Source organism: Anaeromyxobacter sp. (assembly GCA_016718565.1).
Classification (GTDB): domain Bacteria; phylum Myxococcota; class Myxococcia; order Myxococcales; family Anaeromyxobacteraceae; genus JADKCZ01.
In genome coordinates this window covers 615,880-629,590 of the sequence record JADKCZ010000001.1, presented here as the reverse complement: position 1 = coordinate 629,590, position 13,711 = coordinate 615,880, and the positions used below count along the sequence as shown (strand labels likewise).

Below are 13,711 nucleotides of genomic sequence, written 5' to 3'. Positions count from 1 at the left end.
GTCCCGGTGCGCGTGGAGGTGGACGCCGACACCGAGACCCCGGTCTCGGCCTTCCTCAAGCTGTCCCGCGGCCAGCGCCACGCCTTCCTGCTCGAGTCGGTGGAGGGAGGGGAGCGGAGCGCCCGGTTCAGCTTCCTGGGGGCCGGCCCGCGCCGGGTGCTGCGCTGGAAGCTGGGCGACCCCTCCGATCCCATCGACGCCATCCGCGCCGCCCTGGTGGGCCACACCGCGGTGCGCGTCCCGGGCACGCCGCGCTTCTCCGGCGGCCTGGTGGGCCACGTGTCCTACGACGCGGTCCGCCTCTTCGAGCCCCGCGTGCCCATCAGCACGCCCGACGAGCTGGGCTTCCCGGACGTGCTGCTGGGCGACTACGACGAGGTGGTGGCCTTCGACAACGTCCGCCACTCGCTGCACCTCATCCAGGAGGTGCGCTGCGACTTCGGCGACGACCCGCAGGCCCTCTACCAGCGGGCGGTGGCCCGCCTGGCGGCCCGCCTCAGGGCGCTGGCCCGACCCCTGGTCGATCGGCGCGTCCGCTCCAGCGCCCGCCCCGCCGTGCTGCGGCCGCGCGTCTCCAAGCAGGCCTACCTGGCCGCGGTGGAGCGGGCCAAGGAGTACATCCGGGCCGGCGACTGCCAGCAGATCGTGCTGGCCCAGCGCTTCCAGGCCGAGGTCTCGGTGCCCCCCTTCGAGATCTACCGGGCGCTCCGCCGGGTCAACCCCTCGCCCTACCTCTTCTTCCTCAAGGACGGCGACCAGGCGCTGGTGGGCTCCTCGCCCGAGACCCTCATCAAGCTGGAGGAGGGCGAGGTGACCCTGCGCCCCATCGCCGGCACCCGCCGGCGCGGCGCCACGCCGGCGGAGGACGCGGCGCTGGAGGCTGAGCTGCGCGCCGACCCCAAGGAGAACGCCGAGCACGTCATGCTGGTGGACCTGGGGCGCAACGACGTGGGGCGCGTCTCGGCGGTGGGCTCGGTCAAGGTGACGGCCCTGAAGACGGTGGAGCGGTACTCCCACGTCATGCACCTGGTCTCGGAGGTGAAGGGGCGCCTGGCCCCTGGCCTCTCGGCGGTCGACGTCCTGCAGGCCGGCTTCCCCGCCGGCACCGTCTCCGGCTCGCCCAAGGTGCGGGCCATGCAGATCATCGACGAGCTCGAGCCCTCGCGGCGCGGCCCCTACGCCGGCGCGGTGGGCTACTTCGACCGGGGCGGCAACATGGAGCTGTGCATCGCCATCCGCACGCTCATGGCCAGCGGTCGCACCGTGTCGGTGCAGGCCGGCGGCGGCCTGGTCTACGACTCGGTGCCGGAGGCCGAGTACCAGGAGACCGTGAGCAAGTCGCGGGCGGTCTTCACCGCGGTGGCCCAGGCCGAGGCGCGGGTGCTCGACGCGGTGGCGAGGCCGCCCGCCCAGCGGCCGGCCGCCAGGGTGAAGGGCCCGTCGAAGCCGGGGTCGAAGCCGGGGTCGAAGTCGGGGTCGAAGCCGGGGTCGAAGCCGGGGTCGAAGCCGGGGTCGAAGCCGGGGTCGAAGCCGGGGTCGAAGCCGGGGTCGAAGCCGGGGTCGAAGTCGGGGTCGAAGTCGAAGCCGGGGTCGCGGTCCGGGTCCAGGTCGGGAGGCCGCTCATGAGCGCCCCTCGCGTGCTGATGATCGACAACTACGACTCCTTCACCTGGAACCTGGTCCAGTACCTGGGCGAGCTGGGCGCCGACGTGAAGGTCTTCCGCAACGACCAGATCGACGTGCCCGGCATCCGCGCCTTCGGGCCGGACGGGCTGGTGCTGTCGCCCGGCCCCTGCACCCCGGACGAGGCCGGCTGCACCCTGGCCGCCATCCGCGAGCTCTCCGGCGACCTGCCCATCCTGGGGGTGTGCCTGGGCCACCAGGCCATCGGCCAGGCCTTCGGCGGCAAGGTGATCCGCAACGCCCGCATCGTGCACGGCAAGGCCAGCCCGGTGCACCACGGGGGCGCCGGCCTCTACGCCGGCCTGCCCGCGCCCTTCCAGGCCGGCCGCTACCACTCGCTGGTGGTGGAGCGCGCCACCCTGCCGCCGCAGCTCCAGGTGACCAGCTGGACCGCCGAGGGGGAGATCATGGGCCTGCGCCACGCCACCCTCGAGGTGGAGGGCGTGCAGTTCCACCCCGAGTCGATCCTGACCGAGGCCGGCAAGCCGCTGCTGGCCAACTGGCTGGCCCGCCTGACCGGCGGGGGGCGCCCGTGATCCAGCAGGCCCTGCCGCGCCTCCTCGACGCCCAGTCCCTCTCGCGCGCCGAGATGGCCGCGGTCATGTCGGAGATCGCCGACGGCGCCGCCACCCCGGCCCAGGTGGGCGCCTTCCTGGCGGCGCTCCGGGTCAAGGGCGAGACGGTGGACGAGATCGCCGGCGCCGCCGAGGTGATGCGGGCCCGCGCCGAGCGGGTGCACGTGGCGGCCAAGGTCTTCGTGGACACCTGCGGCACCGGCGGCGACGGCCGCAACACCTTCAACATCTCCACCACCGCCGCCTTCGTGGTGGCCGGGGCCGGCGTCACCGTGGCCAAGCACGGCAACCGGGCGGTCTCCTCCCGCTCCGGCTCGGCCGACGTGCTGGCCGCGCTGGGCGTCAACGTGGACGCCCCCACCGCGGTGGTGGAGCAGGCCATCGCCGAGGTCGGCATCGGCTTCCTCTTCGCCCCGCGCCTGCACCCGGCCTTCAAGGCGGTGGCCGGCATCCGGCGCGAGCTGGGGGTGCGCACCATCTTCAACCTGCTCGGGCCGCTGGCCAACCCGGCCGGCGCTCGCCACCAGGTGGTCGGGGTCTACGAGCCGCGCTGGGTGCCCATCATCGGCGGGGTGCTGGCGGCGCTGGGGGCGGTCCACGCCTTCGTGGTGCACGGCGACGGCCTCGACGAGATCTCGGTCACCGGCATGACCCACGTGGCCGAGGTGAAGGACGGCGCGGTGGAGCGGTTCTGCGTGCTCCCCGAGGACCTGGGCCTGCCGCGCCACGCCGAGTCCGAGATCGCCGGCGGCGACGCCGACCGCAACGCCGCCATCCTGCGCGACGTGCTCTCCGGCCAGCGCGGCGCCCCGCGCGACGCGGTGCTGGCCAACGCGGCCGCCGCCCTGGTGTGCGCCGGCGCCGCCGACGACCTGCGCGCCGGCGTGCCGCTGGCGGCCGCGGCCATCGACCGCGGCGCCGCGGCCGACATGCTGCGGCGGCTGGTCGAGGCGACCCGGCCGGCATGACCACCTACCTCGACGCCATCCTGGCGCGGAAGCGGCTGGAGGTGGCGGCCCTGCAGGCGGCCACCCCCGAGCGCGAGCTGGTGGCGCGGCTGCCCGAGGCCCCACCGCCCCGCCCCCTGGCCGCCGCGCTGTCGCGCCGCGGCGGGCCCACCCGGGTGGTGGCCGAGGTGAAGCGGGCCAGCCCCTCGGCCGGCGCCATCGCGGCCGGGCTCGACGCCGTGGCGCAGGCCGCCGCCTACCAGGCGGCGGGCGCGGCGGCCATCTCGGTGCTCACCGACGGGCCGGGCTTCGGCGGGTCGCTGGCCGACCTGGTGGCGGTGCGCCGGGCCGTGGACCTCCCGGTGCTGCGCAAGGACTTCACGGTGGGCGGCTGGCAGCTCACCGAGGCCCGCGCGGCCGGCGCCGACGCCGCCCTGCTCATCGTGGCGGCGCTCGACGACGATGAGCTCAGGCGGCTGCACGACCGCTGCGGCGAGCTGGGCCTGGCGGCCCTGGTCGAGGTCCACGACGAGGCCGAGCTGGAGCGGGCGCTGCGCGCCGGGGCGGCCCTGGTGGGCGTCAACAACCGCAACCTCCACACCTTCCAGGTGGACCTGGGCACCTCGGTGCGGCTCATCCCCACCTTCCCGCCGGAGGTGCTGGCGGTGGCCGAGAGCGGCGTGCGCACGCCCGAGGACGCCCGCCGGCTCCGCGCCGCCGGGGCGCCCAACCTGCTGGTCGGCGAGGCGCTGGTGCGCGCCGCCGACCCGGGGGCGCTCCTGCGGGAGCTGTGCCGGTGAGCGGGTCACCCCTGGAGCGGGCGGCGCGCCCCCGCGTCAAGATCTGCGGCCTGACCCGGCTGGAGGACGCCCTGGCGGCGGCCCGGCTGGGCGCCCACGCCCTGGGCTTCAACTTCTGGCCGGGCTCGAGGCGCTTCATCTCCCCGGCCGCGGCCCGCGCCATCGTCCGCGCCCTGCCACCGTTCGTGGTGCCGGTGGGCGTGTTCGTGGACGCCGGCCGCGACGAGCTCCTCGCGGCGGCGGCCGTCTCCGGCGTGCAGGTGCTGCAGCTGCACGGCGACGAGCCGCCGGCGCTCTGCGCCCAGCTGCCCCTGCCGGTGCTCAAGGCCATCCGGGTGCGCGGGCCGGAGTCGCTGGCGCTGCTCGACCGCTACGCCGGCGCCGCCGCCGGCTTCCTGCTGGACGCCGACTCGGCCGGCTACGGGGGCAGCGGCGCGACCTTCGACTGGGCCCTGGCGGCCCAGGCCGCGGCGCGCTTCCCGGTGACCCTGGCCGGCGGCCTGACCCCCGCCAACGTGGCCGCCGCGGTGCGGCGGGTGCGCCCCTGGGCGGTGGACACCGCCAGCGGCGTCGAGGTCTCGCCCGGCGTGAAGGATCACGACAAGCTGGCCCGCTTCATCGGCGCGGCCGAGGAGCCGACATGAGCCCCACCCCCCTGCCCGACGCCCGCGGCCGCTTCGGCGCCTACGGCGGCCGCTTCGTGCCCGAGACCCTGGTGCCGGCCCTCGACGAGCTGGAGGCCGCCTGGCACGCCGCCCGGGCCGACCCGGCCTTCGAGGCCGAGCTCACCGAGCTCCTGGTGCGCTTCGCCGGACGCGAGACGCCGCTCGGAGAGGCGCGCCGCATGAGCGCCGAGGTGGGCGGCTGCCGCGTGCTCCTGAAGCGCGAGGACCTGTGCCACACCGGCGCCCACAAGGTGAACAACACGCTGGGCCAGGTGCTGCTGGCCAGGCGCATGGGCAAGACCCGCATCATCGCCGAGACCGGCGCCGGCCAGCACGGCGTGGCCACCGCCACCGCCGCGGCCCTCTTCGGGCTGCCCTGCGACGTGTACATGGGCGCGCTGGACGTGGAGCGCCAGGCGCTCAACGTCTTCCGCATGGAGCTCCTGGGCGCGCGGGTCATCCCGGTGCAGGCCGGGTCGAGGACGCTCAAGGACGCCATGAACGAGGCCCTGCGCGACTGGGTCACCAACGTGGGCCACACCCACTACATCATCGGCTCGGTGGCCGGGCCCCACCCCTACCCGGCCCTGGTGCGTGACTTCCAGAGCGTCATCGGCACCGAGGCCCGGGCCCAGTGCCTCGCCGTGGCGGGTCGCCTGCCCGACGCGGTGGTGGCCTGCGTGGGCGGCGGCTCCAACGCCATGGGCATCTTCTCGGGCTTCGTCGACGACCCGGCGGTGCGGCTGGTGGGCGTGGAGGCGGCCGGCCACGGGCTCGAGACCGGGCGCCACGGCGCGGCCCTGGCGCGCGGCACGCCGGGCGTGCTGCACGGCTCCAGGAGCTACGTGCTGCAGGACCCCAACGGGCAGATCATCGAGGCCCACTCCATCAGCGCCGGCCTGGACTACCCGGGCGTGGGGCCGGAGCTCTCGTACCTGAAGGACACCGGGCGGCTCACCCTGCGGCAGGCCACCGACGACCAGGCCCTGGCGGCCCTGCAGTACCTGGCCACCATGGAGGGGATCATCCCGGCGCTGGAGACCGCCCACGCGGTCCACGCGGCGCGTGACCTGGCCCGCGAGCTCGGCCCCGGGGGGCTCCTGATCGTCAACGTCTCGGGCCGCGGCGACAAGGACGTGGACACGGTGCGCAAGGCCCTGGCGGCGGGGAGCGTGGCGCCGAAGCACGCCACGGCGAAGGTGAAGGCGGGGGCGAGGTCGCAGCGCCCCTCACCCCGGCCCTCTCCCCGGAAGGGAGAGGGAAGTCCCCGACCGAGGGGGTCGAAGCCGGGATCGAAGCCGGGGTCGAAGCGCCCCTCACCCCGGCCCTCTCCCCGGAGGGGAGAGGGGGGTCCGCCACCGCGGGGGTCGAAGCCGAAGCCGGGGTCGAAGCCGGGGTCGAAGTCGGGGAGGTCCAGGTGAACCGGCTCGAGTCGACCTTCGCCCGCTGCCGCGCCGAGCGCCGCGGCGCGCTCGTCACCTACGTCATGGGTGGCGACCCGGACGTGAAGGGCTCCGCCCGCATGGCCCTGGCCTGCGTGGCCGGCGGCGCGGACCTGCTGGAGATCGGCGTCCCCTTCTCCGACCCCATCGCCGACGGCGCCACCATCCAGCAGGCGGCCGGCCGGGCCCTGGCCCACGGCACCACCCCGCGCGACTGCCTCGAGGTGGTGCGGGCCGTCCGGACGGTGAGCCAGGTGCCGGTGGCGCTGATGGGCTACCTGAACCCCATCCTCTCGGCCGACCCCGCCACCTTCTTCCCGGAGGCGGCGGCCGCCGGGGTGGACGCCCTCATCATCCCGGACCTCCTGCCAGAGGAGTCCGGCGACCTCGGCGAGCTGGCGGCCCGCCACGGCCTCGGGCTGGTCTTCCTGCTGGCCCCCACCTCCACCCCGGCGCGGGTCACGGCGGCGGTGCAGGCAGCCACCGGCTTCGTCTACTTCGTCTCGGTCACCGGCGTGACCGGCGCGCGCGCCACCCTGCCCACCGACCTCGCCGGCAAGGTGGCGGCGGTGCGGGCCGAGAGCCGGGTGCCGGTGGTCATCGGCTTCGGGGTCTCCACCCCGGAGCAGGCCCGGGCGCTGGGCGGCCTGGCCGACGGCGTGGTGGTGGGCAGCGCCATCGTCGCCAGGGTGGCAGGGCCCGGCCCGGTGACCAGGCGGGCCGCCGCGGTGAAGGCCTTCGTGGCGACGCTGGCGAGGTCGCTCCGGGCCTGAGCCCCATCCCGGGGCGTCCGGGTCACGCCGAAATAGTCCGCGCCTCCAAGGCGTAGGGTCCAGGCCGCCTGCGGAGGGCACCGCCTCGCCCGCCCACACCGAGAGGACCCCATGCGCCACCTCACCGCCCTCGCCGCCGCTGCGCTCTGCGCCTGCGCCACCACCGCCGCATCCCCCCGACCGGCCTCGCCGGCGCCCGCCGCGGCCGACGCCGGCCGCGGCGAGGTGAACCGGACGGCCCTGGCCGCCCTGCTCGCCGAGCACTGGGAGTACTTCCTGGCCCAGGCGCCGGAGTACGCCAGCATCCTGGGCGACCACCGCTACGACGACCGCTCCTCCGACGTCTCGGCCGCCGCGGTGGCGGCCGACCTGGTGAAGACCCGGGGCTTCCTGGCCCGCTTCCAGGCCCTGGACCCGGCCGGCCTCAGCGAGCAGGAGGCGCTGACCCGCACCCTCATGATCCGCGCCTTCGAGGAGGAGCTGGAGGGGGCGCGCTTCGAGGGCTGGAAGATGCCGGTCAACCAGATGGACGGCATCCACCTGATGGCGGCGCGGCTCCCCTCGATGCTGCGGTTCGGCTCCGCCCAGGACTTCGAGAGCTGGACCATCCGGCTCGGCCACCTGCCGCGGCAGCTCGACGACACCATCGCCAACATGCGGCTCGGCATGGCCGCCGGGCTCATGCCGCCCCGCTTCCTGCTGGAGAAGGTGGCGGCCCAGGCCGAGGGGATCGCGGCGCTCCAGCCCGAGGCCACCCCGTTCGCCCGCTGCCTGGAGCAGCTGCCGGCCGACCTGCCGGCCGCCGAGCAGGCCCGGCTGCGGGCCCGGCTGCTGGCCGCCGTGAAGGATGCCGTGCTGCCGGCCTACGCCCGCTTCGCCAGGTTCGTGCGGGAGGAGTACGCGCCCCGCGGGCGCACCGAGGTGGGGCTCTGGTCCCTGCCGGACGGCGCGGCCCGCTACGCCTTCCGGGCCAAGGAGTCGACCACCACCCCCCTCACCCCCGACGAGATCCACGAGCTGGGCCTGCGCGAGGTGGCCCGCATCGAGGGCGAGATGCGGGCGGTGGCGACCAAGGCCGGCTTCGCCGACCTGGCCGCCTTCCGCGCCGCCATCGCCGCCGACCCCGCGCTCCGACCCACCTCGCGCGAGCAGATCCTGGAGATCTACCGCGGGCACCTCGACGCCATGCGCCGGGAGCTGCCCCGCCTCTTCGGCCGGCTGCCCAGGGCCGACTTCACCGTGGCCGCCATCGAGGAGTTCCGCGAGAAGGAGGCGGCCGGCGCCCAGTACGTGCCGGCCTCGCCGGACGGCTCGCGCCCCGGCCGCATCGAGGTCAACACCGGCGACTTCGCCAACCGCAAGACCATCACCATGGAGTCGACCGCCTACCACGAGGCGGTGCCGGGCCATCACCTGCAGATCGCCATCCAGCAGGAGCTGGAGGCGCTGCCGCCGCAGCGCCGCTTCTGGCTGGGCTACAACGCCTACTCCGAGGGCTGGGCCCTCTACTCCGAGCGGCTCGGCCGCGAGGTGGGGCGCTTCCAGGCGGGCCCCAGCTACTACGGCCACCTGGAGGACGAGATGCTCCGCGCCATCCGGCTGGTGGTGGACACCGGGCTGCACGCCAGGCGCTGGAGCCGCGCCCAGGTGGTCCAGTTCTTCCGCGACCACTCGGCCATGGACGAGGTGGACCTGCAGGCCGAGACCGACCGCTACATCGTCTGGCCCGGGCAGGCGCTGGCCTACAAGGTGGGGCAGCTCCAGATCCTGGCGCTGCGGGAGCGGGCCACCCGTGAGCTCGGGCCGGCCTTCGACCTGCGCGGCTTCCACGACGTGGTGCTGGGCGGCGGCAGCCTGCCGCTCGACGTGCTGGAGGCGCGGGTGGCCGGCTGGATCGCCACCGAGAAGGGCAAGGCGGCGCGCGGCTGAGCCGTCGGCCCACCCGCCGCCACCCCGCCGGGCCGGGCGGCCCCGGCGGACGGGAGCCGGCCGCCTAGAGGAACTCGCAGAGGTAGGCCGCCGGGGCGGTGGCCTTCACGTCGAAGCCGCTCTTCCCCGGCACCTCGAAGCTGGTGCCGGCCGGGAAGGACCGGAAGGCCGGCTCGCCGGGCAGCCTGGCCAGGAGCTCGCCGGAGACCACCGTCATCCGCTCGGGCGCGTCGGTGCCGAAGTGGAACTCGCCCACGTCGATCACCCCGGCGGTGGCGCGGCGGCCGTTCCGCTCGAACCCGACGCTCTGGACCCTGGCCTCGAAGTAGCTGTTGTGCGTGAGCATGGCCCGGAGTCCTCGCACGGCGGCGGCGGGGTGGTCAACGGCAGGCCGGCGCGGCCCCGCCAGGCGGCCCGGCCTCGCGCCTGCGTGGCAGGCGCCACGCCCGACCGGTCAGGCGATGGCGCGGCCGACCGCGCTGGCGATGATGCGCACCTGCCGCATCAGCTCCACGAACTCCGGCGGGGTGAGCGACTGCTGCCCATCCGAGAGCGCCTGCTCCGGGCGCGGGTGGACCTCCACGATGATGGCGTCCGCCCCGGCCGCCACGCCGGCGCGCGCCATGGCGGCCACGTGGGCCCGCAGGCCGATGCCGTGGGACGGGTCCACCACCACCGGCAGGTGGGTCAGGGCCTTCAGGACCGGCACGGCGTTCAGGTCCAGGGTGTTGCGGGTGGCGGTCTCGAAGGTGCGGATGCCCCGCTCGCACAGCGCCACCTGGTAGTTGCCGTGGGCCACCACGTACTCGGCCGCCATGAGCCACTCGCGGATGGTGGCCGAGGGGCCGCGCTTCAGCAGGATGGGCTTCTTCACCGCGCCCAGCTTCTTCAGGAGCGAGAAGTTCTGCATGTTGCGCGCGCCCAGCTGCAGCACGTCGGCGTACTCCAGGCACATGGGCAGGTCGTCCGGGTCCATCACCTCGGTGACCACCTTGAGGCCGGTCTGCTCGCGCGCCTCGGCCAGCAGCTTCAGGCCCTGCTCGCCGAGCCCCTGGAACTCGTAGGGGCTGGTGCGCGGCTTGAACGCGCCGCCGCGCAGGAAGCGCGCCCCGGCCGCCTTGACCGCGTGGGCGGTCTCCAGGATCTGCTCGCGCGACTCCACCGAGCACGGGCCGGCCATGATCGCGATGGCCGGACCGCCCAGGAGCGCGCCGCCCACGTCGATGACCGTGTCCTCCGGCTTGACCTCGCGGCTCACCAGCTTGAACGGCTGCGACACGCGGATGACCTCGCCCACGCCGGGCAGCACCTCGAACGGCCCGCTCTCCAGCCCGCCCTTGTTGCCGGTGATGCCGATGGCCACCCGCTGCGCCCCGGGGATGGCGTGCGGGGTCAGCCCGAGGGCGCGGATCCGATCCACCACCGCCTCGACCTCGGCCTGGCTGGCGTGCGGCTTCATCACGATGAGCATCGGGCGGCTCCTGGGCGGGAGGCGCGGCGGCCGCCGGGGTGGGCGGGCGCGGCGGCCTGGGGCGGTGGGGTGCCGGGTATGTAGCCCGCGGCTCCACCGCCCACAAGGCAACCTGGTGACGCACGCTGGGGCCGTGGGCTGGGCTATGGTCGGGGGCGTGTCCTCCTGCGCGCCCGAGATCGCCGTGCAGCACACCCGCACCTCGCTCGAGGTGGCGGAGGCGCTCGCGCCCGGCGCGGCCGGGCGGATCCTGGCGCGCCTCCACCCCGAGGTGCGGGAGGCCCTGGACACCGCCGCCCGCAGCGACTTCCTGCCGGCCCGGGTGGACCTGGAGGTGGCCGGCGCCACCCACGCCGAGCTCGGCCTGGAGGGCGCCCGGCGGGTGGCGCGCGAGTGCCTGCGGCGCAACCTGACCGGCAGCCTGCTGGGCGGGCTGGTGCGCTCCGCCAGCTCGCTGTTCGGGCTGACGCCGCCCGGGCTGCTCCGCTGGGTGGGACGCGGCTTCGGGCACGTCTGCCGAGGCTGCGGCGAGCTCCAGGTGGCCGACACCTCCGAGGGGCTGGTGCGCATCGCCTACACCGGGGCGGCGCCGGGCCTCGACGGGCCGTCCTACCTGGAGTCGATGGCCGGGGCGCTCGAGGCCTTCCTGGACGTCTGCCAGGTGGACGGCGGCGTGGAGGTGGAGCCCAGGCCGGGGGGCGCCCACTTCCTGGTCCGCTGGGAGGCGCGGCCGGCCCGCGCCGGCTGAGGCCCGTCCCACCGGTCCGGGGCGGGGCCCCGGCGTCCGCCGGCTCCCGCCTCCCCCGGTCACGGGGCCGGCCTGGCCCTTGCGCTTCCGCCCAGGGGTCACGAGATCAGGGGTGCGGGAGGAGGTGACCATGGGGCGGCTGGGGCGGTTCCTCGACGACGCGCAGCAGACGGCCCGGGAGTGGCTCGACCTCGACGGGACCCACAACCTGGTCGAGAAGCGGACCGACCTCGACGGCCACCCCCATCCGGTGCTGCTGCTGCACGGCTTCTTCTCGACCCGGCGCACCTTCGACGTGCTGGAGGCGCGGCTGCGGCGCGACGGCTACGGCGTCTTCTCGCTCAACCTGGGCGGCCTGCGGCGCGCCTACAACACCCGCGGCATCGACGACCTGGCCGACTACGTGCGCGCCAAGGTGGAGCGGGTCTACGCGCGCTACCCGGGCCTGGGGCCGCTCACCATCGTGGGCCACTCCAAGGGCGGCCTGGTGGGCGCCTACTACGTGAAGAAGCTCGGCGGCTGGCGGCGCACCCGGGCGGTGGTGGCGCTGGGGGCGCCCTTCCACGGCACGCCGAAGGCCTGGCTGGGCCTCCCCATCGCGCTCCTGGCCCCCTCCATCCCGCAGCTGCTGCCGGGGAGCTCCTTCCTGCGCCGCTTCCACGCCGGGCGCTGGCCGCCCCAGGTGCGCCTCACCTCCCTCTGGTCGAAGCAGGACACCCTGGCCATCTGGCCCTCGCCGGTGCTGGACCCGGCCGGCAGCCCGCTGGTGCGCAACGTGGAGGTGGACTGCCGCCACCTCGACTTCCTCACCAGGAAGGGGATCTACCAGGTGCTGCGGCGCGAGCTGGAGGCCGCCGGCCAGCCGGCGCGGCCTCCCCTGGCGGTGGTGGCGGGCGGGCGGGCCGCGGCGCCGCCGGGTGCGCGGACCGTGGGGTAGACTGGCCGGGTGCGCGACCGGCGGTTCGACTGGCTGTACGAGCGGCAGAAGCAGCCGGTGAAGCAGTACATCCTGGAGCGCTTCGCCCAGGAGCTGGCCGACGAGCTGGCCGCCTGGCCGCCGGCCGACCTGGAGTGGGAGAGCGAGGCGCTGCGCGCCCGCTGGGGGCCCGGCGCCGCCGCCCCGCCGCGCCAGGCGGTGCTGCGCCTCTCCCTCGAGCTGGCCCGGCTCGACCTGGCGCGCCAGTTCGAGGCGGTGGAGCAGCTGACCCAGGCCGGCGGCGCACTGCAGGGCGACGCCGAGGCGGCCGCGGCCCACCTGCTGCTGCGCCTCCTGACCGAGCGCTGCCTGTCGCTCAAGGAGTACGCCGACGGGGCCCGCCTCACCCGCGAGGACCTGGTGGGCGCGCTCCACCTGGCCGAGCGCCGGCTCTTCCGGGTGACGGAGGGCTGAGGAGCCCGCTGGCAGGGGCGGTCGGCCGGATCGGCCCGGAGTGACCATGAGGCCAAACCTCAGTGTCGATGGATCATTTTCTATTCGACGCAGCCTTGGCCGGCCTTAGATCGAGCGCATGGACATCACCGGCACGAAGTGGCTGAGCAGGAAGACCTGGCGCCGGCTCGTCGAGCTCCACGCGACGGGCCGCATCACGCGGCGCGAGCTGGAGCGGCTGAAGGGGCTGCTGGCCCGCGTCCGCGGGCACGCCCCCACCCCCACCTCCCCCCCGGCGCGCCCGGCGCTCCGGCTGATCCGCGGCGGCGGCACCCCGGCGCCGCGCCCGTTCACCCCCGACACCCTCGAGGTGGCGTGACCATGTTCCTCAACCAGCTCAAGACCATCCTGCTGCTGGCCGCCCTCTCGGCGCTGCTGGTGGGCGCCGGCGCCGCCATCGGCCCCGGGGCCTTCTGGCTCTTCACGGCCCTGGCCCTGGGCATGAACCTGTTCTCCTACTTCTGGTCCGACAAGCTCGTGCTCCGGATGAACGGGGCCCGTGAGCTCCCGCGCGCCGAGGCGCCTCGCCTGCACGCCCTGGTCGAGGAGCTGGCCCTGCGGGCCGGCCTGCCCAAGCCGCGGGTCTTCTTCGTCGACGACCCGGCCGCCAACGCCTTCGCCACCGGGCGCAACCCGGAGCGGGCCGTGGTGGCGGTCACCCGCGGCCTGGTGGAGCTCCTCGACGAGCGCGAGCTGCGCGGCGTCCTGGCCCACGAGGTGGCCCACGTGCGGAACCGCGATATCCTGGTGGCCAGCGTGGCGGCCGGCATCGCCACCGCGGTCTCGTCGGTCGCCAACCTGCTCGCCTTCACCGGCCTCTTCGGTGGCGCGCAGGACGAGGAGGGCTCCCCGGGCGGCAACCTGCTCTTCATGCTGGTGGCCCCCATCGGCGCCACGCTGGTGCAGCTCGGCATCTCCCGCTCGCGCGAGTACCTGGCCGACGAGACGGGCGCGCGCCTCACCGGCGACCCGCTGGCCCTGGCCTCGGCCCTGGCCCGGCTGCAGCGCTCGGCCGAGGTGGTGCCCGCCCAGGCGGCGCCGGCCACCGCCAGCCTGTTCATCGTCAACCCCTTCGGCGGCGCGCTGGCCGGGCTGGCCCGGCTCTTCTCGACCCACCCGCCGGCCGAGGAGCGCATCCGCCGCCTCGAGGCGCTGGCCCGCGAGCTGGGCCAGCCGCCCCGGCTCTCGACCTCCGCCGTCCCTTCCGCCTTCGCCCGCGGCTGAGCGAGGCTCGAGCGGAGCGCCGCGC

Annotated in this window: 14 protein-coding genes and 1 pseudogene; 13 read left to right on the top strand and 2 right to left on the bottom strand. The window is 75.5% G+C overall.

The window, feature by feature from the left end:
* Positions 1 to 6 precede the first annotated feature (6 nt).
* From trpE to IPO09_02705, 8 genes and pseudogenes are all read left to right on the top strand, one after another.
* Positions 7 to 1,410: pseudogene (trpE, locus tag IPO09_02740) on the top strand (anthranilate synthase component I).
* A 212-nt stretch (positions 1,411 to 1,622) separates the two neighbouring features.
* The gene (locus tag IPO09_02735) at positions 1,623 to 2,219 is read left to right on the top strand and encodes an aminodeoxychorismate/anthranilate synthase component II (GenBank protein MBK9516268.1); all 597 of its coding nucleotides are present in this window, start codon (positions 1,623 to 1,625) and stop codon (positions 2,217 to 2,219) included.
* The gene (trpD, locus tag IPO09_02730; GenBank protein ID MBK9516267.1) at positions 2,216 to 3,226 is read left to right on the top strand and encodes an anthranilate phosphoribosyltransferase; all 1,011 of its coding nucleotides are present in this window, start codon (positions 2,216 to 2,218) and stop codon (positions 3,224 to 3,226) included. The genes IPO09_02735 and trpD overlap by 4 nt, the downstream gene beginning before the upstream one ends.
* Positions 3,223 to 4,005, top strand: coding sequence for an indole-3-glycerol phosphate synthase TrpC (trpC, locus tag IPO09_02725; GenBank protein ID MBK9516266.1), 783 nt, complete (start codon positions 3,223 to 3,225; stop codon positions 4,003 to 4,005). The genes trpD and trpC overlap by 4 nt, the downstream gene beginning before the upstream one ends.
* Before the next feature lie 11 nt (positions 4,006 to 4,016).
* The gene (locus tag IPO09_02720; protein MBK9516265.1) at positions 4,017 to 4,649 is read left to right on the top strand and encodes a phosphoribosylanthranilate isomerase; all 633 of its coding nucleotides are present in this window, start codon (positions 4,017 to 4,019) and stop codon (positions 4,647 to 4,649) included.
* Positions 4,646 to 6,091 (top strand): tryptophan synthase subunit beta, encoded by a 1,446-nt coding sequence (trpB, locus tag IPO09_02715; GenBank protein ID MBK9516264.1) that lies wholly within the window; start codon positions 4,646 to 4,648, stop codon positions 6,089 to 6,091. The genes IPO09_02720 and trpB overlap by 4 nt, the downstream gene beginning before the upstream one ends.
* Positions 6,088 to 6,885, top strand: coding sequence for a tryptophan synthase subunit alpha (locus IPO09_02710; protein ID MBK9516263.1), 798 nt, complete (start codon positions 6,088 to 6,090; stop codon positions 6,883 to 6,885). The genes trpB and IPO09_02710 overlap by 4 nt, the downstream gene beginning before the upstream one ends.
* A 111-nt stretch (positions 6,886 to 6,996) precedes the next feature.
* Positions 6,997 to 8,814: a DUF885 family protein gene (locus IPO09_02705; protein ID MBK9516262.1), complete on the top strand. Its 1,818-nt coding sequence runs from the start codon at positions 6,997 to 6,999 to the stop codon at positions 8,812 to 8,814.
* 64 nt (positions 8,815 to 8,878) lie between these two features.
* Here the strand turns inward: IPO09_02705 and IPO09_02700 are convergent, their stop codons facing one another.
* Complete coding sequence (locus tag IPO09_02700) at positions 8,879 to 9,160, bottom strand: pyrimidine/purine nucleoside phosphorylase (protein ID MBK9516261.1); 282 nt, start codon at positions 9,158 to 9,160, stop codon at positions 8,879 to 8,881.
* A gap of 108 nt (positions 9,161 to 9,268) precedes the next feature.
* On the bottom strand, positions 9,269 to 10,285 hold the full coding sequence (gene aroF / locus IPO09_02695) for a 3-deoxy-7-phosphoheptulonate synthase (protein ID MBK9516260.1): 1,017 nt from the start codon (positions 10,283 to 10,285) through the stop codon (positions 9,269 to 9,271).
* A gap of 157 nt (positions 10,286 to 10,442) precedes the next feature.
* Between aroF and IPO09_02690 the strand changes: the two genes are divergently transcribed.
* The 5 genes from IPO09_02690 (at position 10,443) to IPO09_02670 (ending at position 13,686) form a co-directional block, all read left to right on the top strand.
* Positions 10,443 to 11,033: a hypothetical protein gene (locus IPO09_02690; protein ID MBK9516259.1), complete on the top strand. Its 591-nt coding sequence runs from the start codon at positions 10,443 to 10,445 to the stop codon at positions 11,031 to 11,033.
* 130 nt (positions 11,034 to 11,163) lie between these two features.
* Entirely contained in the window at positions 11,164 to 11,970 is an 807-nt protein-coding gene (locus IPO09_02685) for an alpha/beta fold hydrolase (GenBank protein ID MBK9516258.1), read from the top strand.
* Positions 11,971 to 11,979: 9 nt separating this feature from the next.
* Positions 11,980 to 12,423 carry a hypothetical protein gene (locus tag IPO09_02680; protein ID MBK9516257.1) on the top strand — a complete coding sequence of 148 codons (444 nt, stop codon included), beginning with the start codon at positions 11,980 to 11,982 and terminating at the stop codon, positions 12,421 to 12,423.
* Between the two features lie 118 nt (positions 12,424 to 12,541).
* Positions 12,542 to 12,781, top strand: a complete 240-nt coding sequence (locus IPO09_02675) for a hypothetical protein (protein MBK9516256.1) — start codon at positions 12,542 to 12,544, stop codon at positions 12,779 to 12,781.
* 2 nt (positions 12,782 to 12,783) lie between these two features.
* A complete protein-coding gene (locus IPO09_02670; protein ID MBK9516255.1) occupies positions 12,784 to 13,686 on the top strand; it encodes a zinc metalloprotease HtpX in 903 nt (300 codons plus the stop codon).
* Positions 13,687 to 13,711 lie beyond the last annotated feature (25 nt).

Excerpts from the sequence above, each read along its gene's own strand:
- IPO09_02735 (MBK9516268.1), top strand. The coding sequence starts at position 1,623 with ATGAGCGCCCCTCGCGTGCTGATGATCGACAACTACGACTCCTTCACC.
- trpC (MBK9516266.1), top strand. The coding sequence starts at position 3,223 with ATGACCACCTACCTCGACGCCATCCTGGCGCGGAAGCGGCTGGAGGTG.
- IPO09_02705 (MBK9516262.1), top strand. The coding sequence starts at position 6,997 with ATGCGCCACCTCACCGCCCTCGCCGCCGCTGCGCTCTGCGCCTGCGCC.
- trpB (MBK9516264.1), top strand. The coding sequence starts at position 4,646 with ATGAGCCCCACCCCCCTGCCCGACGCCCGCGGCCGCTTCGGCGCCTAC.
- aroF (MBK9516260.1), bottom strand. The coding sequence starts at position 10,285 with ATGCTCATCGTGATGAAGCCGCACGCCAGCCAGGCCGAGGTCGAGGCG.
- IPO09_02675 (MBK9516256.1), top strand. The coding sequence starts at position 12,542 with ATGGACATCACCGGCACGAAGTGGCTGAGCAGGAAGACCTGGCGCCGG.
- IPO09_02685 (MBK9516258.1), top strand. The coding sequence starts at position 11,164 with ATGGGGCGGCTGGGGCGGTTCCTCGACGACGCGCAGCAGACGGCCCGG.
- IPO09_02700 (MBK9516261.1), bottom strand. The coding sequence starts at position 9,160 with ATGCTCACGCACAACAGCTACTTCGAGGCCAGGGTCCAGAGCGTCGGG.
- IPO09_02670 (MBK9516255.1), top strand. The coding sequence starts at position 12,784 with ATGTTCCTCAACCAGCTCAAGACCATCCTGCTGCTGGCCGCCCTCTCG.